This window comes from Streptosporangium sp. NPDC049078, assembly GCF_040648855.1.
Classification (GTDB): domain Bacteria; phylum Actinomycetota; class Actinomycetes; order Streptosporangiales; family Streptosporangiaceae; genus Streptosporangium.
In genome coordinates, this window is sequence record NZ_JBEZEL010000014.1 from 25,123 (window position 1) to 44,669 (window position 19,547).

17 protein-coding genes and 2 pseudogenes are annotated in these 19,547 nt (G+C 69.9%); 9 read left to right on the forward strand and 10 right to left on the reverse strand.

Going from position 1 to position 19,547, the window contains the following annotated elements; translation table 11 throughout:
* Positions 1-9 precede the first annotated feature (9 nt).
* From AB0B90_RS24045 to AB0B90_RS24060, 4 genes are all read right to left on the reverse strand, one after another.
* Entirely contained in the window at positions 10-597 is a 588-nt protein-coding gene (locus AB0B90_RS24045; RefSeq protein ID WP_350946078.1) for a TetR/AcrR family transcriptional regulator C-terminal domain-containing protein, read from the reverse strand.
* Between the two features lie 123 nt (positions 598-720).
* A complete protein-coding gene (locus tag AB0B90_RS24050; protein ID WP_362924881.1) occupies positions 721-1,722 on the reverse strand; it encodes a hypothetical protein in 1,002 nt (333 codons plus the stop codon).
* Positions 1,723-2,006: 284 nt separating this feature from the next.
* Positions 2,007-2,669, reverse strand: coding sequence for a response regulator transcription factor (locus AB0B90_RS24055; RefSeq protein ID WP_362924883.1), 663 nt, complete (start codon positions 2,667-2,669; stop codon positions 2,007-2,009).
* Positions 2,666-3,895 carry a histidine kinase gene (locus AB0B90_RS24060; protein ID WP_362924886.1) on the reverse strand — a complete coding sequence of 410 codons (1,230 nt, stop codon included), beginning with the start codon at positions 3,893-3,895 and terminating at the stop codon, positions 2,666-2,668. Before AB0B90_RS24060 ends, AB0B90_RS24055 begins: the two co-directional genes overlap by 4 nt.
* Before the next feature lie 176 nt (positions 3,896-4,071).
* Between AB0B90_RS24060 and AB0B90_RS24065 the strand changes: the two genes are divergently transcribed.
* The 6 genes from AB0B90_RS24065 (at position 4,072) to AB0B90_RS24090 (ending at position 8,588) form a co-directional block, all read left to right on the forward strand.
* Entirely contained in the window at positions 4,072-5,475 is a 1,404-nt protein-coding gene (locus AB0B90_RS24065) for a glycosyl hydrolase (RefSeq protein ID WP_362924888.1), read from the forward strand.
* A gap of 140 nt (positions 5,476-5,615) precedes the next feature.
* A complete protein-coding gene (locus tag AB0B90_RS24070; RefSeq protein WP_350946073.1) occupies positions 5,616-6,161 on the forward strand; it encodes a GNAT family N-acetyltransferase in 546 nt (181 codons plus the stop codon).
* Between the two features lie 152 nt (positions 6,162-6,313).
* Positions 6,314-6,652: a helix-turn-helix transcriptional regulator gene (locus AB0B90_RS24075; RefSeq protein WP_350946072.1), complete on the forward strand. Its 339-nt coding sequence runs from the start codon at positions 6,314-6,316 to the stop codon at positions 6,650-6,652.
* Positions 6,649-7,587 (forward strand): hypothetical protein, encoded by a 939-nt coding sequence (locus tag AB0B90_RS24080; RefSeq protein ID WP_350946071.1) that lies wholly within the window; start codon positions 6,649-6,651, stop codon positions 7,585-7,587. The genes AB0B90_RS24075 and AB0B90_RS24080 overlap by 4 nt, the downstream gene beginning before the upstream one ends.
* Positions 7,588-7,681: 94 nt before the next feature.
* Positions 7,682-8,176, forward strand: coding sequence for an NUDIX hydrolase (locus AB0B90_RS24085; protein ID WP_362924892.1), 495 nt, complete (start codon positions 7,682-7,684; stop codon positions 8,174-8,176).
* 82 nt (positions 8,177-8,258) lie between these two features.
* Entirely contained in the window at positions 8,259-8,588 is a 330-nt protein-coding gene (locus AB0B90_RS24090) for a DUF5709 domain-containing protein (RefSeq protein ID WP_350946069.1), read from the forward strand.
* Between the two features lie 119 nt (positions 8,589-8,707).
* Here the strand turns inward: AB0B90_RS24090 and AB0B90_RS24095 are convergent, their stop codons facing one another.
* Positions 8,708-9,355 carry an HAD family hydrolase gene (locus AB0B90_RS24095; protein WP_350946068.1) on the reverse strand — a complete coding sequence of 216 codons (648 nt, stop codon included), beginning with the start codon at positions 9,353-9,355 and terminating at the stop codon, positions 8,708-8,710.
* Between the two features lie 262 nt (positions 9,356-9,617).
* Here AB0B90_RS24095 and AB0B90_RS24100 point away from each other — a divergent pair, with 262 nt between their 5' ends.
* Together AB0B90_RS24100 and AB0B90_RS24105 are read left to right on the forward strand one after the other, a co-directional pair.
* Positions 9,618-10,220, forward strand: a complete 603-nt coding sequence (locus tag AB0B90_RS24100; RefSeq protein WP_362924894.1) for a Uma2 family endonuclease — start codon at positions 9,618-9,620, stop codon at positions 10,218-10,220.
* Between the two features lie 257 nt (positions 10,221-10,477).
* Positions 10,478-11,101 carry a Uma2 family endonuclease gene (locus AB0B90_RS24105; RefSeq protein WP_362924896.1) on the forward strand — a complete coding sequence of 208 codons (624 nt, stop codon included), beginning with the start codon at positions 10,478-10,480 and terminating at the stop codon, positions 11,099-11,101.
* 87 nt (positions 11,102-11,188) lie between these two features.
* On the opposite strand, the gene hrpA is transcribed toward AB0B90_RS24105, so the two are convergent.
* The 4 genes and pseudogenes from hrpA to ppgK form a co-directional block, all read right to left on the reverse strand.
* The gene (gene hrpA / locus AB0B90_RS24110; protein ID WP_362924898.1) at positions 11,189-15,085 is read right to left on the reverse strand and encodes an ATP-dependent RNA helicase HrpA; all 3,897 of its coding nucleotides are present in this window, start codon (positions 15,083-15,085) and stop codon (positions 11,189-11,191) included.
* A 265-nt stretch (positions 15,086-15,350) separates the two neighbouring features.
* Positions 15,351-17,246: a glycoside hydrolase family 6 protein gene (locus AB0B90_RS24115; RefSeq protein ID WP_350946113.1), complete on the reverse strand. Its 1,896-nt coding sequence runs from the start codon at positions 17,244-17,246 to the stop codon at positions 15,351-15,353.
* A 3-nt stretch (positions 17,247-17,249) separates the two neighbouring features.
* Positions 17,250-17,654 (reverse strand): annotated as a pseudogene (locus tag AB0B90_RS24120) (cellulose-binding domain-containing protein); the annotation flags it as partial.
* A 351-nt stretch (positions 17,655-18,005) separates the two neighbouring features.
* Positions 18,006-18,737 (reverse strand): polyphosphate--glucose phosphotransferase, encoded by a 732-nt coding sequence (gene ppgK, locus AB0B90_RS24125; RefSeq protein ID WP_350946064.1) that lies wholly within the window; start codon positions 18,735-18,737, stop codon positions 18,006-18,008.
* Positions 18,738-18,867: 130 nt separating this feature from the next.
* Here ppgK and AB0B90_RS24130 point away from each other — a divergent pair, with 130 nt between their 5' ends.
* The gene (locus AB0B90_RS24130) at positions 18,868-19,383 is read left to right on the forward strand and encodes a hypothetical protein (RefSeq protein ID WP_362924901.1); all 516 of its coding nucleotides are present in this window, start codon (positions 18,868-18,870) and stop codon (positions 19,381-19,383) included.
* Here AB0B90_RS24130 and AB0B90_RS24135 read toward each other — a convergent pair.
* A pseudogene (locus AB0B90_RS24135) lies at positions 19,368-19,547 on the reverse strand (hypothetical protein); the annotation flags it as partial. The gene AB0B90_RS24130 and the pseudogene AB0B90_RS24135 sit on opposite strands and share 16 nt — an antisense overlap.

The following is a 19,547-nucleotide window of genomic DNA, read 5'->3' on the forward strand; positions in this document are numbered from 1 at the left end:
GGACGCCCCTCAGCGGATCTCCCCGTCCGGGCTCGCGCGAACACCGTCCAGGCTCGCGCGCAGACCCGCCAGGATCGCGTTCAGCCCGTACTCGAAGTCGGCGTCGGCCGCCTCGCGCGACTCCCCCTCTACAGGACGACCGGCGCTCGCCTGCTCCTCGACCACCCACCCGACGATGTAGCGGCCGATGACGAGAATCACCCGCCGGGCCTCCTCGGGAGGAAACCCCGCCTCGCCCAGCACCTCGACCACCGAGTCGGAGATCACGACCTGGTTCCCGACCGGCCGGGCACCGACGTGCAGCCGCGCGCCGTCGCGATAGGTGAGCAGGCTCCGGCGCAGCGCCCGCCCCCGCTCGGCGAGCCAGTCGGCCCAGTCCTGGCCCGGTCCCGGGCGGGCCAGGTGCGCGAACGCGTCCTCGATCATGGTCGCGGCCATGTGGTCGAGGAGTTCCCGCTTGCTGCCGAAGTGTCGGTACAGGGCCGGTGAGCGTACGTCGAGCTCCTGCGCGAGCCCTCGCGTGGTCAGGCCGTCCAGCCCGACCTCGTCGAGCAGCCGCAGCGCCGCCCGCATCACCGCCGCACGCGTGTGTCGCATCCCCCGCCTCCCCACGTCATCCCCCGATTCCCCACGTTCCGTTATCGACGATAACTTCACGTGACGGAGAACGCGCGGGGCGTGGATCCCCACGGGGCCGGAACCGACCCGTAGGCGGGTTCCTCACCCTCCCGTGCCCGCTCTCCGCGCGCTACGGCGGGCCACGAGGAAGAGAGCGAGCGCGCCGAGGACGAGGACCGTCTGGCCGATCAGGTTGGCGGTGGTCGCGGTGCCGTGAAGGAACAGCAGCAGGAAACCGAGGAACGCCTGGGTCAGCAGCGCGCCCCCCGCCAGCGCGAGCCGGTGCCTGACGTCCCAGCCGTCACCTCGCGACCACCGGCCGACCACGACCGCCGTCACGGCGATCAGCGCGATGCCCGCGGCGGTCCCCCACCAGTCCTCGGGACGGACGACGAACGCCGCGGACGCGACGAATCCCGCCGTACCCACCAGCCAGGGTTTCGGCGACCGCCCACCCTTCGCCGGCCGGGAGCGCCGTCCGACGAGGAACGCGGCGACGACCAGGAGCACGACCACGGCGGCGGCGCCGATCCTCTGCGGCGGCGAGGCCATGAATCCACTGTCGTCGCGGATGCCGCCGAAGAGCACGAGGGAACCGAGGCCGAACACGACGCAGGTGACGATGAGGCCGGGTATACCCAGCCAGGGAGTCGTGGCGCGGCGGGGCACCAGGGTCTCGACGACGACGATCGGGACGCCGATGCTCCAGACGGCGTGTCCCGCGGTGAATCCCACGGCGTTGACCGCGCTGAACCCCAGCGCCGGGATGAGGGTGGAGGTGCGGGAGACGTCCCCCTCGAACAGCGGGGCGGGATTGAAGAGGGTCTGGTCGATCAGGGTCGCCTCCAGCACGCCGTACGCGCACCCGAGCAGGATGATCGTCGGCCAGCCGCGCCCGGCGCGGCGCGCGACTTCGCGGATGATGATCGCGCCACCACCGTACATCGGCGCGAGGACGACCAGGCCCCAGATCTCGGACGGGGGAACGTTGCCGAGAAGGTACTCGGCGACCAGCGGGGAGAGGAGGAAGAGCCCGAGTGCGGGCGCGACCCGGCGCAACGGCCCCGGACGCCCGCCGGGGGCCGCCTGAGCCGGCCGCGCCATCCTGGCTGCTTGGTCCGCCTCAGCCGCCTGAGGCGTCCGAGGTGTCGGGACCGGCTCAACAGTCGGGGCCGCCTCAGAGGTCTTGGAGGGCTCGGAGATCCGAGCCGTTCGGTCCTTCTGGATCGCGTGTCGTCGGTCGTCGGGAAGATTTCCGGTCATGACGGCGACGCTAGGTCCGGACGCCCTCCAAGCACATCGAACGCGGGAGTGGCCTTCACCCCCCTCCCAGGACGGAGCCGGGCCGTACCTCTCCCCCCTCGGACGGATTCCGGCCGAGGAGGATCTCAAAGGGAGCGCGGGCGCACGAGTCCCACGTCGTAGGCGAGGACGACGGCCTGGACCCGGTCGCGCAGACCGAGCTTGCGCAGCATCGAGGAGACGTGCGTCTTGACCGTCGCCTCGGTGAGCACGAGTCGCTCGGCGATCTCGGAGTTGGACAGCGCGAGCGCGACCAGCCGCAGCACCTCGACCTCCCGCCCGGTCAGCGAGCCGAGGTCGGGCGGCGTGGCACCGGGATCAGGCAGAACGGTGACGAACCGGTCGAGCAACCTGCGGGTGACCGACGGCGCGAGCAGCGCGTCGCCGCGCGCGACCACGCGGACCGCCTCCACCAGTTCCGCGGGCCGCACGTCCTTGAGCAGGAAGGCACTCGCCCCGGCGCGCAGGGCGGCGAACACGGACTCGTCGACGTCGTAGGTGGTCAGCACGATGACCCGGGCCGGACTCCCCGAGGCGACGATCCTCCTGGTCGCCTCCAGGCCGTCGACCCCGGGCATCCGCACGTCCATCAGGACGACGTCGGGCCTCAGCCGCTCGACCAGAAGCGCGGCCTCTTCGCCGTCCCCGGCCTCACCGACCACCTCAAGGTCCGCCCTCGCCTCCAGGATCATACGGAAACCGCCGCGGACCAACGCCTGGTCGTCGGCGAGGACCACCCGCACGCTCATCGCGGCGCTCCCAACGGGAGGCGGGCGCGCACGCGGAATCCGCCTCCGGGTCGCGGACCCGCGTCGAGGGTGCCGCCCAGCATCACGGCGCGCTCGCGCATCCCCGCGATCCCGTGACCGCCACCACCGTCACTCCCGCCGGTTCCCATGCCGCCATCGCTCCCGCCTCCGCCGCCCATGCCTCCGCCGCTCCCCTCGCCACCGCTGTCCGCACCGTCACCGTCTCGGCCGCTCTCACCACCGCTGTTCACACCGTCGCCGCTCCCGTCACCGTGCCCGTCGTCGAAAATGTCCACTTCGAGCATCCCCGAGGTGGCACGGACGGTGACCTCCGCGCGACCGGCGCCCGCGTGGCGCAACGTGTTGGTGAGCGCCTCCTGAACGATCCGGTAGGCGGCGAGGTCGACCCCCGGCGGCAGCGCGCCGTCGGCACCGACGTCCTCCCGGCGCACCGCGACCTGCAGACCGGCGGCGCGGAACGGCTCCACGAGTTCCCCGAGCCGGTCGAGTCCCGGCCGGGGAGATCCCGGAGCGGCATCCTCGGCCGACCGCACCACGGCCAGCAACCCGCGCAGCTCCCCGAGCGCCTCACGTCCCGCCGCCTCGATCGAGCGCAGCGCGGCGCGTGCCTGGTCGGGATGTTCGTCGAAGACGTCGTCGGCGGCGGCCGCCTGCACCACGATGACCGAGACACTGTGCGCGATCACGTCGTGCAGCTCGCGGGCGATCCGCGCCTGCTCCTCGCTGACCGCCCTGCGCGACTCCTGGTCGATCGCCACACGCCTGTTGCGTACGACCTCGCCGAGCGCCCAGGCGAGGACGGGGAACGCCATCGCGAACTGCGCGTCCTGGCTGGGAGCGGTGCGGAAGTTCAGCGCGGTGAGAGCGAGCAGCGCCGCGAGCGCGGGCAGCGACACGCGGGGCGGGCGGAGCGCGGCCAGCGAACCGATCGCGAAGAGGCCCGCGAACGGGAAGAGCCCCTGCGGCGCGAGGTAGTGGACGACAAGCCCTCCGGCGAGCGCGACCGCCATCACCGTCACCGGATGGGAACGCCGCCACCACAGCGCCACGCCCTGCGCCGCGCCCGCGATCATCCCGAGGACCGTCAGCGGTCCCGGGCGCGCCACCGCCTCGTCCATCACCAGGGCGACGAGATAAAGCCCGACGACGAGCGAGACGGCGATGTCGGCGATCAACCGGAGAGTGCTGCGGGACGAACGTCGCACTCGCGGAGTATCCCAGATCGACCACCACGTTTCCGTTGTCCCCGGTCCGCCCGCCGGTCTCCTGTACGGGAGCGAACACGTCCGGCCAGGAGATCCGCGACCCGGCCCGACCGTCACGCCTCCAGTACACCGACAGCATCCGATCCCCACTCCCTCGTACGAAGGACCTCATCCACATGAGTGAGACTGTTCCGCGCGGTACCGCAGCGGTTCGCGCAACAGGTCGCCGGGTACGCCGCGCCGCGCTCGCGAGCGTGCTGGTGGCCGTCCTGGGCGCCTCGATGGTGAACGGCGCCCTCCCGGCCGGCGCGGCCGAAACCCCCGTGTCGCAGGGCCGGAGTGCCGTCGCCTCCTCGGTCGAGCGAGGCGACCTGTCCGCCGCGGCCGCGGTCGACGGCAGGAGCGACACCCGCTGGTCCAGCGCGTTCAGCGACCCCCAGTGGCTGCGGGTGGACCTGGGCAGGCCCACCGCGATCAGCAAGATCGTGCTGAACTGGGAACACGCCTACGCCACCGCGTTCCGGATCCAGACGTCCAACGGCGACGGCCGGTGGAAGACGATCCACCGCACGGCCGCGGGCAAGGGCGGCGTGCAGACCATCAACGTCTCGGCCACCGGCCGGTACGTGCGGCTTCACGCCACCCAGCGGGCCGGCCGGTACGGTGTCTCGCTCTGGGAGTTCCAGGTCTTCGGCAAGGGCTCGGCCACCCCCGTACCGGGCGTCACCCCGACCGCGCCGACGCCGAGTCCAAGCCCGAGTCGCCCCCCGACCGTCACACCGACGCCGAGTCCCGCCCCCAGCAGGACCCCGACCACACCGGTCCCCGAGGTTCCCGTGGGAACCTCCGCCAAGAAGGGTGTGGGTGTGTGGCAGGCGCCCGGTGTCAGCGCGGCCCTCGCGGCCTCCGGTGCGAGCTGGTACTACACGTGGTCCACGAACCACAACGGTGTCACGACTCCGAAGTCGGCCGAGTTCGTCCCGATGATCTGGGGAGCCGACAGCGTCACCGACCAGAATCTCGCCCAGGCGAAGAACGCCGGCCCCTATCTGCTCGGTTTCAACGAGCCGGACATGGCCGAACAGTCCAACATGACCGTGGAGAAGGCGCTGTCGCTGTGGCCGAGGCTCACCGCGACGGGCCAGAAGATCGGCAGTCCCGCCGTCGCCTACGGCGGTGACCGGGCGGGCGGCTGGCTGGACCGCTTCATGTCCGGGGCGGCCCAGCGGAACTACCGCGTCGACTTCGTCACGCTGCACTGGTACGGCGGGGACTTCCGCACCGAGGCGGCGGTCGGCCAGCTCAGGTCGTACCTCCAGACCGTGTACGAGCGCTACCGCAAGCCGATCTGGCTCACCGAGTACGCCCTGATCGACTTCTCGAACGGTGTCCGCTTCCCCACCGACGCCCAGCAGGCCGCCTTCGTCACCGCGTCCACCGCGATGCTGGCCTCCCTGCCGTACGTGCAGCGCTACGCCTGGTTCGGCCTGCCCTCCTCGGACAAGGAGCCGAACAGCGGCCTGTTCCTGAGCAACGGCGTCGCCACCCCCGCGGGCCGCGCCTTCCAGGCGGCCAAGTGAGCTGAGCAGCCCGTTTGACTATGATGCGCAGGATCGGGCGACTCGATGACCGCACGTGTCACCGCCTGTCCAGACGATCACCCCCGCCTTCCCTTTCACGCCGGAAGGCGGGGTTCTCCTGCGCAGAAAGGATTCCTCGGATGAACACCCCCTCCCGGACCACACGGCCGGTCTTCCGCGCGGCCACCGTCGCGGACGTGCCCGCCCTGGTGCGCCTGGTCCACTCCGCCTACCGGGGGGAGTCGAGCCGGGCCGGGTGGACGACCGAGGCGGATCTGCTGGACGGGAGGCGGACGGACGTCGAGAGCGTGACCGCCGAGCTGGAGAAGCCGGAGAACCACATGATCCTCATGGAGGTGGACGGCGAACTCGTCGCCTGCTGCCAGGTGGAGCACCGCGGCGAATACGCATATTTCGGGATGTTCGCCGTACGCCCCACCCTGCAGAACGGCGGCTTCGGCAAGGCGCTCCTCGCCGAGGCCGAGCGCTTCGCCCGCGAGACCTGGAACGCGAGCGAGATGCGCATGACTGTGATCTCGGTCCGCGAGGAGCTCCTGGCCTGGTACGTACGCCGCGGCTACTCCCGCACCGGCGAGACGGCCCCCTTCCCCTACGGCGACGAGAGCTTCGGCCTGCCGACCAGGGACGACCTGGAATTCGAGATCTTGGTCAAGAAACTCGGCTGAGCGAACGCCCGGGCGCGGGCGGACCCGCCTGTCCCGAGGCGGACGACCGGTCGCGGCTCGGCGACCCCGGCCCGGGACAGGCGATGGCAGGCCGCATCGAACAGGTGGGCAGGTTTGCCACAATACACAGATCATCGATATATGCTGATGACATGAGACAGATGCAGGAGCCGACGTTCCTGATCCTGACCGCCCTCGCGGCCGGGCCACAGCACGGATACGGCGTGATCGCCGACGTCGAGGAGATCTCCGGCGGCAGGGTCGTGCTGCGCGCCGGGACGCTCTACGCCGCCCTCGATCGGCTACGCGCCGAAGGCCTGATCGAGTCCGATCGCGAGGAGATCGTCAACGGCCGCGTCCGGCGCTACTACCGCCTCACCGGCGAAGGCGCCCTTCGCCTCTCCGCCGAGGCCGACCGCCTCGCCCGGCACGCCACCACCGCCGTCCGCCGCCTGCGCCAGGGCTTCAGCACCGCTTGGGGACTGTCATGAGCGAACTTGAAGCGCGCTACCGGCGGTTGCTGCGGTGGTATCCGCGCACACATCGCGCGACGCACGAGGAGGAGATGCTCGGCGTCCTGCTGACCCGAACCGAGCCCGGCCGCCGACGTCCGCGCCTCGCGGACTCGGCCGACCTGATCCGGGGCGCGGCACGGATCCACCTGCGAAACGCCTTCGGCCCGGAGTCGGCCTCGTCCTGGCGGAGCGCGTTCGCCCTGGCCGGGCTGGTCTCGGCCCTGGTCCTGGCCTGCGACCTCATGGCCCTACGGCTCATCGGGGTCGCGCACGGACACCGCGGGGACATCTCGGCCATCATCCCCCTCACCCTGCCGATGGTCATCGCGCTGATCCTGCGCGCGCCACGCTGGCTCGCCGCGGGGAGTGCCTGGTTGTGGGGCACCGCCTACATCGCCTGGTATCTACCGACACAGGTGTTCTCATTCGCCTCGGGTACCGACAACCCGGGCACCTATATGTTCGACTCCGGCCAGCCGCTGCCCGTCATCCTCTATCTCGCCCCCATCGCACTGACCGCGCTTCTTGTCACGTTACGACCGCAGCGGCCCACCTTGCCACATCGGACGATAATCGGCTGGTCGGCGCTGCTCACCGTCGCGGCCATAGCGCAGACGCTGCCCCCCTTCCTCACCCCTTTCCTGAGCTACGAGGCGGAGACCGCCTTCCTCATGTTGCCCCTGACCGTGCTGGCGGTCGCCGCCGGATACGCCGCCCGCACCCCGACCGGTCGCCGCACGATCCTGCTGGCCGCGGTCCCGGTGCTCCTCACGGTAGGCAACGAACTCCTCATCCGGCTGATGACAGGAAGCCGGCTGTTCGGCTCACTCGGCCTGCTCATCCCCCTGATGATCATGATCTGGCTGGCCCGGCGCGAAACCTCCGACCCCGAGGTGGCCGTCCACGGTTGAGATCGCGATACGGTGCGCGGCGGCCGGCAGACGACCGCCGCGCGTCGGCGGGTTCCGGCCACGACCGGCCGTCGGCGAAGGTAACGTGACGCGGATGAGCAAGCCTTATCTCGACCCCGCCGAGTGGTACGCGTCCCTGCCCACCGTGTTCGTCTCGGCCTGCATGCTGCTCACCGACGCGGAGGACCGCGTCCTGCTGGTCAAGCCCAACTACCGGCCCGGCTGGAACTTCCCCGGCGGGATCGTCGAGGAGGGCGAGGCGCCCCACGACGGCGCGACGCGCGAGGTCGCCGAGGAGCTCGGGGTGTCCGTCAAGGCGGGCGACCTGCTCGTGGTCCAGTGGACACCGCCGGCGAGGGACCGTCCCCGCCCGGTGATCCACTTCATGTTCGACGGTGGCGTCCTGGACGACACCGCCCATATCCGGTTGCAGGCCGAGGAACTCGACGAGGCGGCGTTCCTCCCCTGGGACATCGCGATGTCCCTCCTGCCGGGGGAGATCGCCCCACGCCTCGCCGCGGGGCGCCTGGCCCGCGAGAACCAACGTCCCGTCTACCTGCCGAACGGCCTCTCGGACACCGGCGGCTGAGCCACCCGGTCACGGGCCCCGCCAGGGAGGGGACGAACACCTGACCTGGGATTCAAGGCGATAAAACGGGTAGGGCCGCGGTATGAGTGAAATGCCCCCAGACCGCGAGGGTCTGAGCGACGAGCAGGCGGTCGAGGTCGAGGAGTGGACCGACGACCTCGGCCTCAACCACGAGATCGTCGAACACGACGACGAGCACCGTGACACCCTCGACGAGCGCCTCCGGCGCGAGGCACCGGACCGCGAGAGGGCCCCGCGCGACGATACCCGCCTGGTGGCGCCGGACGAGGGGTTGAGCCCCGACGAGACGTCCGAGGAGTACGCCTCGGACGTGGGCCCCGACGACGGCGACCTGTCGGCCGAGGAGCGCGCCGTCCACATCGAGCCGGACATCGAGTACCGCGACACCTGAGCACCGGGAGCACGCCACCCGCTCGGGCACCGCGACACATGAGGACCCCGGGGCCCCGCGAAGCCGCGACTCGGCGATGCGGTCAGGTCCCGGGGCCGGCTCGGTCTCGTCCCCGGCGGTCAGCGGGCGAGGGCGGCGGCCAGGGCGTGCAGGTCGTCGACCACGTGGTCCGCCTCGGCGGCGCGGGGGCGCTCCGCGTGGAGATGCCCCCAGGGCCCCCGGCGGATCAGCGCGGTCCGCATGCCCGCCGCTCGGGCGGGCAGGACGTCGTTGTCCAGCCGGTCGCCCACGTAGAGGATCTCGCCGGGCTCGCGGCCCGACACCGCGACGACCCTGGCGAAGAACTCCGGGGCCGGTTTGGAGACACCCCAGCCGTCGGAGGTGTGGATCGCGTCGACGGGCAGGTCCATCGCGACGAGCGCGTCGCGCGCCTGCGGAGGCTGGTTGCCCGCGATGATCAGCTCGTATCCGAGGTCGCGCAGCGCCGCGAGGGCGGGCCGTACGTCCGGATAGAGGTCGTCGGCGTCGAAGTTCACCCGGAGCCCGGTGGGGTCGTCGCGCTTCCACGCCTCCTGCTCGGCCTCGACCTCGAACCCGGGCCTCAGCAGCCGGAACGCGTCCTCGAACGACCGGTCGAGCGCGGCCATGCCGCCGAGCACGCCGAGCATGGTGAACCGGGTGACGCCCAGCCTGTCGGCCCAGCGCGACCAGATGCGCGTCTCGTCGATCAGCGTCTCGCCCACGTCGAACACCAGCGCCCGGACCACGGTGCCTCCCTTTCCCTTTCAGGCCCACGATCGTAGTCCGGCGACTCGGGACCGCATCGAGCGGGACCGCGTCACCCACCTCCCTCACCGAACGGGACCGGGGCCACCCGCAACCCGGCCATGCTCCCGGCCCCGCCTCCACGCCCGCGCCACGTCGCCGCCAGGCCGACCCGCGACCACGGACCATACGCGTCGCGCCGCACCACACCACACCACCATGCGAGACTTAGAGTCATCACTCGAACACGGAGGGAGAGACTTCATGGTGACAACGGCACGCGGCCGTCCCGCCCGCCATGTTCCCCGGAAGAATCCGTCGCCGACCCATACGGCGCGGGATCTTCTCGAAATCCTGCCCCCCACCCCCGGATTTCGCGCCGAAGTCATCGACGGGAACCTGATCGTGAGCCCCGTGGGCACCCCCGAACACAGCTGGAGCGCGACGCTTCTCTCGTACGCGCTGCAGCCGGTCGTCATGGAGCGGAAGTGGCACGCCCACGTGGGTGGGGTGAACGTCTGCATCGATGGCCCCCGAGACAGTCTCGTCCCCGACCTCGTGCTCGCCCCCGCCGACTGTCCACGCTGGGGCACACTGGAGCTACGATCCTCTGGATTGATCATGGTCACCGAGATCGTCTCCCCCGGGAGCACGCGGGTCGACCGTGACGACAAACCTCGCATCTACGCCACGGGCGGGGTGCCCGTCATGCTGCTCGTCGACCCGATCGCCACCCCTCCCACGGTCACGGTACTGAGCGACCCGGAGAACGGGACCTACCAGACCGTCACACGCGTCCAGATGGGCAAGCCGCTCCGCATCTTCTCCCCCGTCGACTTCGACCTCGACACCTCGATCCTCCTTTAACCCGACCGGCCGGCCACCCACCGGACGGCGACCTCAGCGCCCCATTCAAGGAAGGCCCCCGCATCCGGCTCGCCCAGCCGCGGCACCTTCGGCCGTTCCGCTCGTTGCGGACTCTCTGTTCACGGAAAGCCTCCACATCCGGCGCCGGAAACTCCGCCGCGGCCCGCACGCAGGGATCATTTTTCTCTCACCCCGGAAAGCCTTGTGACACACTCAGAGTGCATGTTCGGACACGGAGGGATACAAATCCGATGGTTATGACAGCGTCTCAGCGATCCGTCCCGCGCACCGCACCCCAGCCACCCGCTCAGCCCTCCGTCCCAGAAGAGCAACCATTCCCTCGCACCCCGAGGGAGATCTTCGAGTCCCTTCCCCCTATCCGCGGCCTTCGGGCCGAAGTCATCGACGGGAACCTGATCGTGAGTCCTTCCGCGACCCCCCGGCACGCGCGCGTAGCCAGATCTCTCAGCAGAGCCCTGATTCCCGTGGAGGACGAGAACGGCTGGGAAAGCTTCTCCGGCGATGTCGACATCTGTGTCGAAGGCCCTCGTGACACCATCGTGCCCGACTACTGTCTGGTCCCGGTGGACGCTCCACTCTGGGGTGAGCGTGAGATCCTCTCCTCGGGGCTCATTCTGGTGGCGGAGATCGTCTCACCCGGGAGCATGGAGATGGACCGCGCCACGAAGCCCAGGATCTACGCGGGCTGCGGCGTCCCGATCATGCTGATCGTCGATCCGGTCGCCTCCCCGCCGGCGGTCACGGTCCTGAGTGATCCCGAAGAGGGCACCTACCGGACCATGACCCACACCGAGATGGGCAAGCCGCTCCGCATCCCCTCCCCCGTCGACTTCGACCTCGACACCTCGATCTTCCTGTGACTCCCGCCCCTTGACGGGGCCTCGGCGTGCGGCAACGGTTCCGCGGGAATCACTCCGGAGCCGAACGGCCCCTCCTGGGACAGCCCCTCAGAGTTTCTCCATCGCCTTGCGGATGCGCTTGTCGGAGATCGAGTACGGAGTCCCGAGGGTCTGCGCGAAGTAGCTCACCCTGAGCTCCTCGATCATCCAGCGGATCTGGCGGACGTCGTCGTCGGAGCGGCGGGCCGGTGGGAGCTTCTCGACCAGTTCGTGATACTCGTCCTCGATGTCGTGCACCCTGTCCATCCGCTCTCCGTCGCGGAACGCGTCCTCGTGCACCTTCTCCAGCCGCCGTTCGGCCCCCTTGAGATAGCGGAGCAGGTCGGGCAGTCGCTTGTAACCGGTGTCGGTGACGAAACCCGGGTAAACGAGGTTGGCCACCTGGTCGCGGATGTCCTCGATAGCGGGGGTGGAGCGAGACTCGGGCAGCAGGGTCGAGACGGTGTGCCAGACCTTGAGGACGCTCTCGACGCGAGCGACCACCTCGGCGGTGGTGTCGAACAGCTCGGCCCTGACCCTGTCGTGCAGTGCGGTGAAGGCCGTCTCGTCCCAGACCGGGCCGCCGTGCTCGGCCATGAGGTGATCGGCGGCGCAGGCGATGCAGTCGTCGAACAGCGCGGTGGCGCCGGCGTGCGGGCTGCGGCTCAGGGCGAGCTTGGACTGGTTGCCGAGGCGGCCGAGCACCCATTTGGCCGGTGACGGGGTGTTGAGCAGCAGCAGCCTGCGGGTGCCCTCCCACATCGCCCGGCGCTGCTCGGTCTCGGTCTCGTACATCCGTACGGCCACGGTGGCGCCCTCGTCGGCGAGTGCCGGGTACGCCTTCATCCTGCGCTCTTCGAACGTCTTGGGCAGCGCGCCCACGGTCCATCCCGTCAGGCCGGTCTTCTCCAGCCCTGCGGCCTTGGACAGGGTCTGGCGGAGCTTGGGGGCGAGCCGCCGTTTCAGCTCGGCCAGGTCCTTGCTCTCCGCCAGCTTGTGCCTGCGCCCGTCGATCACCCGGAAGGTGATCCTGAGGTGGTCGGGGACGAGGTCGGGCTGCCATGCCTCGCGCGGCACCTGGACACCGGTCAGGTTCAGCAGCTCGCGCTCCAGCACCGCGAGCAGCGGCTCCTGGGTGGGCTCGGCCCGCTGGAGCGCCTTCTTGGCGTAGTTGGGGGCGGGGACGAAGTTGCGCCGGATGTGCTTGGGCAGGCTCCGGATGAGCGCGGTGAGCAACTCCTCGCGCAGCCCGGGGATCTGCCAGTCGAAACCCTCGACGTTGACCTGGTTGAGCAGCGCGAGCGGGATGTGCGCGGTGACGCCGTCGGCGTCGGTGCCGGGCTCGAACTGGTAGGTGAGGGGGAAGCGCAGGCCGCCCTGACGCCACACGTCGGGGTAGTCGCGTCTGCTGACGTCGCCCGCCGTCTCGCTGATCAGCATCGACTTCTCGAAGTTGAGCAGGTCGGGCTGGTCGGCGCGAACCTTCTTCCACCAGGAGTCGAAGTGGCGTCCGGAGACGACGTCGGCGGGGACGCGCTGGTCGTAGAAGTCGAACAGCGTCTCGTCGTCGACGAGGATGTCGCGGCGCCGTGCCCGTTCCTCCAGCTCCTCGACCTCTTCGAGCAGCCTGCGGTTCTCGGTGAAGAAGGCGTGGTGGGTCTCCCAGTCGCCCTCGACCAGGGCGTGCCGGATGAACAGCTCCCGGCTCAGCTCGGGGTCGATGCGGCCGTAGTTGACCTTGCGCTGGACCACGATCGGGACGCCGTACAGCGTCACCTTCTCGTAGGCCATCACCGAGCCCTGCTTCTTCTCCCAGTGCGGCTCGGAGTAGGTGCGCTTGATCAGGTGCTGGGCGAGCGGCTCGACCCACTCGGGCTCGATCTTGGCGTTCACCCGGGCCCAGAGCCTGGAGGTCTCCACCAGCTCGGCCGACATCACCCAGAGCGGCTGCTTCTTGGCGAGCGCGGAGCCGGGGAAGATCGCGAACCGGGCGTTGCGCGCGCCGACATACTCCGTGAACGGCCTGCGCGGCTCGTTCGGGGGGCGGCGACCGCCGCCGGCGGCGTCGGCGGTCTTCTTGTCGATGTCCTTGACGCCGACGTGCGACAGCAGACCCGACAGCAGGGAGATGTGGATCTTCTGCTCGTCGCCGGGGGTGCTGTTGAGGGTGACGCCCAGGGTCTTCGACATCTGGCGGAGCTGGCCGTAGACGTCCTGCCACTCGCGGACGCGCAGGTAGTTGAGGAACTCGGCCTTGCACAGCCGCCGGAACGCGCTGGAGGAGAGCTCCTTCTGCTGCTCCTGCAGGTATTCCCACAGGTTCAGGTACGAGACGAAGTCGGACTCCTTGTCCGCGAAGCGGCGGTGTTTCTCGTCGGCGGCCTGCTGCTTGTCGGCCGGTCGCTCGCGCGGGTCCTGGATCGACAGGGCGGAGGCGATGACCATGACCTCGCGGACGCAGCCGTTGTGGTCGGCCTCCAGCACCATGCGGGCCAGTCGCGGGTCGACCGGCAGGCCCGCCAGCTTGCGGCCGAGCGGGGTCATCCGCCGCCCCTGGTCGAAGGCGCCCAGCTCAAGCAGCAGGTCGTAGCCGTCCTTGACCTGGCGCTGGTCGGGCGGCTCGACGAACGGGAAGGCGCCGATGTCGCCCAGGCCGATCGAGGTCATCTGCAGGATGACCGAGGCGAGGTTGGTACGCAGGATCTCCGGGTCGGTGAACTCCGGCCGGGTGACGAAGTCGTCCTCCTCGTACAGCCGGATGCAGACGCCCTCGGAGACGCGGCCGCAGCGGCCCTTGCGCTGGTTGGCCGAGGCCTGGGAGATCGCCTCGATGGGCAGGCGCTGGACCTTGGTGCGGTGGCTGTATCGGGAGATCCTGGCGAATCCGGGGTCGACCACGTACTTGATGCCCGGCACGGTCAGCGAGGTCTCGGCCACGTTGGTGGCGAGCACGACCCGGCGGTTGGTGTGCGACTGGAAGACCCGGTGCTGCTCGGCGGCGGACAGCCTGGCGTACAGCGGCAGGATCTCCGCGTCCTTGCGCTTCGACAGCGCCTCGGCGGTGTCGCGGATCTCGCGCTCGCCGCTGAGGAAGACGAGGATGTCGCCGGGTCCCTCCGCGCACAGCTCGTCGACCGCCTTGCCGATCGCCTGGATCTGGTCGTCGTCCTCGGCGATCGGCCGGTAGCGCACCTCGACGGGGTAGGTCCGGCCGGAGACCTCCACGATCGGCGCGTCGCCGAAGTGCCGGGAGAATCGCTCGGGGTCGATCGTCGCCGAGGTGATGATCACCTTCAGGTCGGGGCGGCGCGGGAGCAGCTGCTTGAGGTAGCCCAGGATGAAGTCGATGTTGAGGCTGCGCTCGTGCGCCTCGTCGACGATGAGCGTGTCGTACTGGTCGAGGTCGCGGTCGTTCTGCAGCTCGGCCAGCAGGATGCCGTCCGTCATGACCTTGACGAGGGTGCCGTCGCCCACCTGGTCGGTGAAGCGCACCTTGTAGCCCACGGCGTCGCCGAGCGGGGTGTCGAGCTCCTCGGCGACGCGCTCGGCCACGGTGCGGGCCGCGATGCGGCGGGGCTGGGTGTGCCCGATCAGGCCCCTCACGCCCCTGCCCAGCTCAAGGCAGATCTTCGGCAGCTGGGTGGTCTTGCCGGAACCGGTCTCTCCGGCGACGATCACGACCTGGTTGTCGCGGATCGCCTCCAGGATGTCGTCCTTGCGTTGACTGACCGGCAGCGCCTCCGGATAGGTGATCGCGGGGACACCGGCGCGGCGCCGGGCGACGCGCCGTTCTGCTCGCTCGATGTCGGAGGTGATCTCCGTGGCGATCTTCTGCTGCGCGGCGCGGTTTCTGACCCTGCGTGCCCCGTCGAGCCTGCGGCGAAGCCGCCGCTGGTCACGCAGCGTGAGCTCGGGCAGGCGCGCGTGCAGGTCGGAGAGAGACGATGTCAAAGGAGGCGTTCCCATACTGAACCCAGGATACTTTCGGCCCACGTGTGAAGGCTCACCCGCGGTCGTGAGACGCGTGTGGGGCTCCACACCTGAAGGCCCCTGTGCGAAGGCCCAACCGCCCATGCTGCCCGAGACACCGCGCCACCGCATCCCAATATCGGACCGTACGCCGTCCCCTTCCCCGGAAGGGGACGGCCCCGCCTCCCCCTGTAGGGGGTGACGGGGCCGTCGCATCGGGCCTCACCCGGATCCCGCCGGGGCGGGATCCGGGGTCAGCGGGTTACGGGAGGGGAGGGTAGGCGTTCTGCAGCAGCTGGCGGAACTGGGCGGAGAACCACTGGCCGGAGACCGGGGCGTCACCCAGGGCGCCGGTGGGGTTGTTGCCGTTGCGCTCGTTACCGCCGTAGGTCGGGTCGCACATCCGGTCGAAGCCCTTGCCCTCGTTGTTCGGGATCTCCTTGCTGGAGCCGTCGGACTCACCCGGAGGCTTGACCCAGACGTAGGCGTCCAGACCGGCGGCGGGGCTGGCCTGCGGGCGCTCGCCCAGTCCGGCACCGTTCTGGTTGCACCAGTTGCCGGCGTGGACCCTGCGGTCGACGCGCGACTGGTTGACGAAGGTGTCCACGTTCGTCGAGGTGCTGGGAGCGGCCGGGCGGGCCGAGCCTCCCCAGCCGTTGCGGGAGGTGTCGATCAGCATGCCGATGTTGGACTTGAAGCCCTTCTGGATCAGCGTGTTCCTGAACGCCTGAGCGAAGGAGAGCTCGTCGACGTAGTAGTTCCAGTCGACCCACTTGGACTGGCGGACACTCTGGCCGTTGACGTTGGTGTTGATGGTGAAGTGCGGCTCACGCAGCGCCGAGTAGTTGGCGGTGTTGGTGATGAAGCCGTCCACGCTGTCGAAGCCCTTGAGGGTGCCGGAGACGGTGCTCGCGAACAGGTCGGCGGACGGGCCGAAGTTGGAGTCCCAGCCAAGCCAGCCGTGGTGACCGGCGTCGATGTAGGTGTAGACGTTCTTGATCGCGCTCAGCTTGTCCAGGGCGTAGCGGACGCCGTTGACGTAGGCGCCGCTGTCCTTCGCCTCCTGGCACGCCGCCAGGTTGAGGTTGGTCACCAGGTTCGGCAGCGAGTCGATCTCGATGATCGTCGAGATCCGCAGGCCGGCGTACTTCGACTCGGCCATGATCGCGGCGATCGGGTCGATGTATTCGGTCTTGTAGCGGTTCATGCCGTTCTCGGAGACGCGCAGCTCACCGTTGGAGGCGAGCGCCGAGCAGTCGCGGTTGGGCAGGTTGTAGATGACGACCTGGATCGTCAGCGGCTTGCTGCCGTTGGCCGCGTCCTGCAGCAGGGCCTCGTCCAGGTGGGCGCGCAGGCCCCTGCCCGAGGAGGTGCCCTCGATGGCGGCGATCCGGTCCAGCCACACGGCGGTGGAGATCTTGGAGACCGCGGTGCCACCGGGCTCGGCGGCGGCCTTGGCCGACCAGTCGGGGTTCACGTAGCCGTCGGCGTCGGCGTAGGGGTTGTCGACGTGCTCCACCGGCGTGGTGGGGCCGTCGTCGTCGGCCTCGGTCACGGCCACGGTGGCGGCGGTGTGTCCGGGGGCGGTGGCCGTGATGGTGGCGGTGCCGTTGGTCTGGTCGGCGTCCTGGGCCGCCGAGACCGTCACGTTCTGCGCCGTGTTCCAGTTGGCGGTGGTGAAGGTCAGCGTGCTGGGCGCGATGGTGATGTCGCTGTCACCCGTCTTGGCGAGGCTGACCGTGACGTTGCCACTCGGCGCCTGGCTGAGCCGGAAACCAACCGTCCTCGACGAGCCCTCGGGGACGCTGAGGGAGGTCGGGGAGGCGACGATCGACGGCGTCGTGTTGCCGCCGCCCACGGTGAAGGGCACCGCGGCGGTCTGGGTGGAGAGCGCCGGGGAGGCGTTGTCGTACGCCTTGGCACTCGCGGTGTGGGAGCCGCTCGCCAGACCGGTGGCGGAGTAGGAGTAGGGGGCGGTGGTGTCGGTGTTGACCAGCGTGCCGTCGACGTAGAACTCCACCTTGCTGATGGAGCCGTCGTCGCTCGCGGTCGCCGCGAGCGGCACGGCGGCACCGGCCTGGTAGGTGGCTCCGGAGGCGGGGCTGGTCAGGCTGACCGTGGGGGGCTGGTTGACCGGGGTCTGCCCGCCGCAGGTCACGCCGTTGACCGTGAAGGAGGTGGGCTTGGGGTTACTCCCGTTCCACGATCCGTTGAAGCCGATGCTGGTGGAGGCACCGGTGGCGAGGGCGCCGTTCCAGGCGAGGTTCTTCGCGGTGACCTGAGCGCCCGACTGTGCCCAGGTGGCCGACCAGCCCTGCTGGATCGTCTGCCCGGCGCCGAAGGTGAAGCCCAGGGTCCAGCTCGTGAGCGGGTCACCGAGGTTCTTCAGAGTGATGTTGGCGGTGAATCCGCCCTGCCAGTCATTGGTGGTGTAGGCGACGTCGCAGGCGACCGCGGCGTGCGCCGTGGCGGCCTGCCCGGTGGCAAGACCGGCGGCGGCCACGAACATGGCCGCCATGGTCGCCACCCGGTTGCGCCAGGTATGGCGGCGCGGATTGACTGTCATTCGTAATCATCTCCAGGACGATGGTGGGAGCGCTCCCATAGTCCGGATGTTTCGAGGATGTGTACAGCTTGTTGCACGTCGGAGGCCCCTGAATGGGACCGTCCCAGCCTCTGACCTCACCGAACAGTTTTCTGGAGAAATGAAAGTTTCAGACTCCTCTCGGAAACCGCTCCCGGACCGTGCGTGATAGCCGCCGGTGAGCACCGCCGGGAGCCTTTCTTGAGGACGACCTTCGAGTCTTGAGGACGACCTTCGAGCTCTCACGAGAAACGCGTGTCCCGGCGAGGGCCGTCTCGCGAGCCGCCCGCGCGAAGCGCGCACCCGGGCGGGCGGCTTGGGGGAAGGTCGCCGCTACGCCAGGGCCGCCATGGCGGCGCCCACGATGCCCGCCTCGTTCTGGAGGCCGGCGGGGACGATCGGGGTGCGCAGCTTGATCAGGGGCAGGAACCTGTCCGCCTTCTTACTGACCCCTCCCCCGATGATGAACAGCGAAGGGGAGAACAACGCCTCGACGTGCTCCAGATACTCCTGCACCCTCTCGGCCCACTCTGCCCAGTCGAGGTCGTGCGCCTCGCGCGCGTGGTCGGAGGCGCGCTTCTCGGCCTCCTTGCCCCTGATCTCCAGATGCCCGAGCTCGGTGTTGGGCACCAGGCGGCCGTCGATGAGCAGGGCGCTGCCGATCCCCGTGCCGAAGGTCAGCATCATCACCACCCCCGGCCTGCCCCTCGCGGCCCCCGCCGCCACCTCGGCCAGACCGGCCGCGTCCGCGTCGTTGAGCACGGTGACGGGCAACCCCGTGACCTGGGAGAACAGCCTCCGCGCGTCCGTGCCGATCCAGTCCTTGTCCACGTTGGCGGCCGACCTGGCGACCCCGTCGAGCACGATCCCGGGGAAGGTGACCCCCACCGGCCCCTCCCAGGCGAAATGCTTGACGATCTCCGCCACCACCTCGGCCACGGCCTCGGGCTTGGCAGGGCTCGGTGTGGGGATGCGCCGCCTCTCCCGCGTCAGCCGCCCTCTCGTGACGTCCACCGGCGCACCCTTGATCCCCGACCCGCCGATGTCTATTCCCAGCGCTTCCATGCACTTACCTCCTGTTGACTCCACATTCCCCCTTATAAGTGGCTGATACTCGTTTGCAGTGAGCGGTCAACCCGGTTGAAAGCGGCCCATCACACACTGTGGTCACACCAGCAGGAAAGGAATCCCTCCCATGACGATCAGCCGCCTTCTCACCGGACTCGCCCTCGCCACCGCACTCGTCTCCATCGCCCCGGCGACCGCCCAGGCGGCGACCGCGCCGACGCGGAGCGGCCCGGCGGCCGCCGACACGACGGCGGAGCAGGGCGCCGGCCCGTGGGGCACCTACTACGCCCCCGGCAGGAGGGCCAAGACGCACGGCTCGATCACCGTCTACGGTGAGGACCACGCCGACATCCCCGCCGCCGAGAGGGGCAAGATCTCCGGCAAGGTCTACGACCTGACCAGGGACTCCTCCTGCGGCTGGGCGGTCTTCCGCCTCACCTACCGCACCCCCGACGGCAAGAACCTGCCGTTCAAGCACCGCAGCGTCGTCGACTGCTCCTACGGCACCCCGAAGTCGTTCTCGTTCACCCAGCACGACCTCTACCAGGTCGAGCTCAAGGTCTGCTCCGAGCGCAAGGCTTCCAAGCCCTCCCTGAACTGCCTGTACGCGGGCAGCTGGAAGATCCTCTACGTCTCGAAGTGAACGCCGGGCGGGGTCTCCCCGCCCGGCACGGCCACCGGGCCGGGGCCGCGGGCGGCGCGGAACCGGAGCCCGGGGGGGGGCCGGCCGGAGGGGCGGCCCGCCCGGCCCGGGGCGGGGGCGGGGGCGGACTCGCCGGCGCCCCCTCCGCCCCGCGCGCGGGGCGT

What these genes read in the sequence shown, in the direction of transcription:
- AB0B90_RS24105 (WP_362924896.1), top strand. Translation starts at nt 10,478, where the DNA reads ATGACAGCGTCTCAGCGATCCGTCCCGCGCACCGCACCCCAGCCACCC.
- ppgK (WP_350946064.1), bottom strand. Translation starts at nt 18,737, where the DNA reads ATGGAAGCGCTGGGAATAGACATCGGCGGGTCGGGGATCAAGGGTGCG.
- AB0B90_RS24070 (WP_350946073.1), top strand. Translation starts at nt 5,616, where the DNA reads ATGAACACCCCCTCCCGGACCACACGGCCGGTCTTCCGCGCGGCCACC.
- AB0B90_RS24050 (WP_362924881.1), bottom strand. Translation starts at nt 1,722, where the DNA reads ATGGCGCGGCCGGCTCAGGCGGCCCCCGGCGGGCGTCCGGGGCCGTTG.
- AB0B90_RS24130 (WP_362924901.1), top strand. Translation starts at nt 18,868, where the DNA reads ATGACGATCAGCCGCCTTCTCACCGGACTCGCCCTCGCCACCGCACTC.
- AB0B90_RS24075 (WP_350946072.1), top strand. Translation starts at nt 6,314, where the DNA reads ATGAGACAGATGCAGGAGCCGACGTTCCTGATCCTGACCGCCCTCGCG.
- AB0B90_RS24065 (WP_362924888.1), top strand. Translation starts at nt 4,072, where the DNA reads ATGAGTGAGACTGTTCCGCGCGGTACCGCAGCGGTTCGCGCAACAGGT.
- AB0B90_RS24045 (WP_350946078.1), bottom strand. Translation starts at nt 597, where the DNA reads ATGCGACACACGCGTGCGGCGGTGATGCGGGCGGCGCTGCGGCTGCTC.
- AB0B90_RS24100 (WP_362924894.1), top strand. Translation starts at nt 9,618, where the DNA reads ATGGTGACAACGGCACGCGGCCGTCCCGCCCGCCATGTTCCCCGGAAG.
- AB0B90_RS24080 (WP_350946071.1), top strand. Translation starts at nt 6,649, where the DNA reads ATGAGCGAACTTGAAGCGCGCTACCGGCGGTTGCTGCGGTGGTATCCG.
- AB0B90_RS24090 (WP_350946069.1), top strand. Translation starts at nt 8,259, where the DNA reads ATGAGTGAAATGCCCCCAGACCGCGAGGGTCTGAGCGACGAGCAGGCG.
- hrpA (WP_362924898.1), bottom strand. Translation starts at nt 15,085, where the DNA reads ATGGGAACGCCTCCTTTGACATCGTCTCTCTCCGACCTGCACGCGCGC.
- AB0B90_RS24085 (WP_362924892.1), top strand. Translation starts at nt 7,682, where the DNA reads ATGAGCAAGCCTTATCTCGACCCCGCCGAGTGGTACGCGTCCCTGCCC.
- AB0B90_RS24055 (WP_362924883.1), bottom strand. Translation starts at nt 2,669, where the DNA reads ATGAGCGTGCGGGTGGTCCTCGCCGACGACCAGGCGTTGGTCCGCGGC.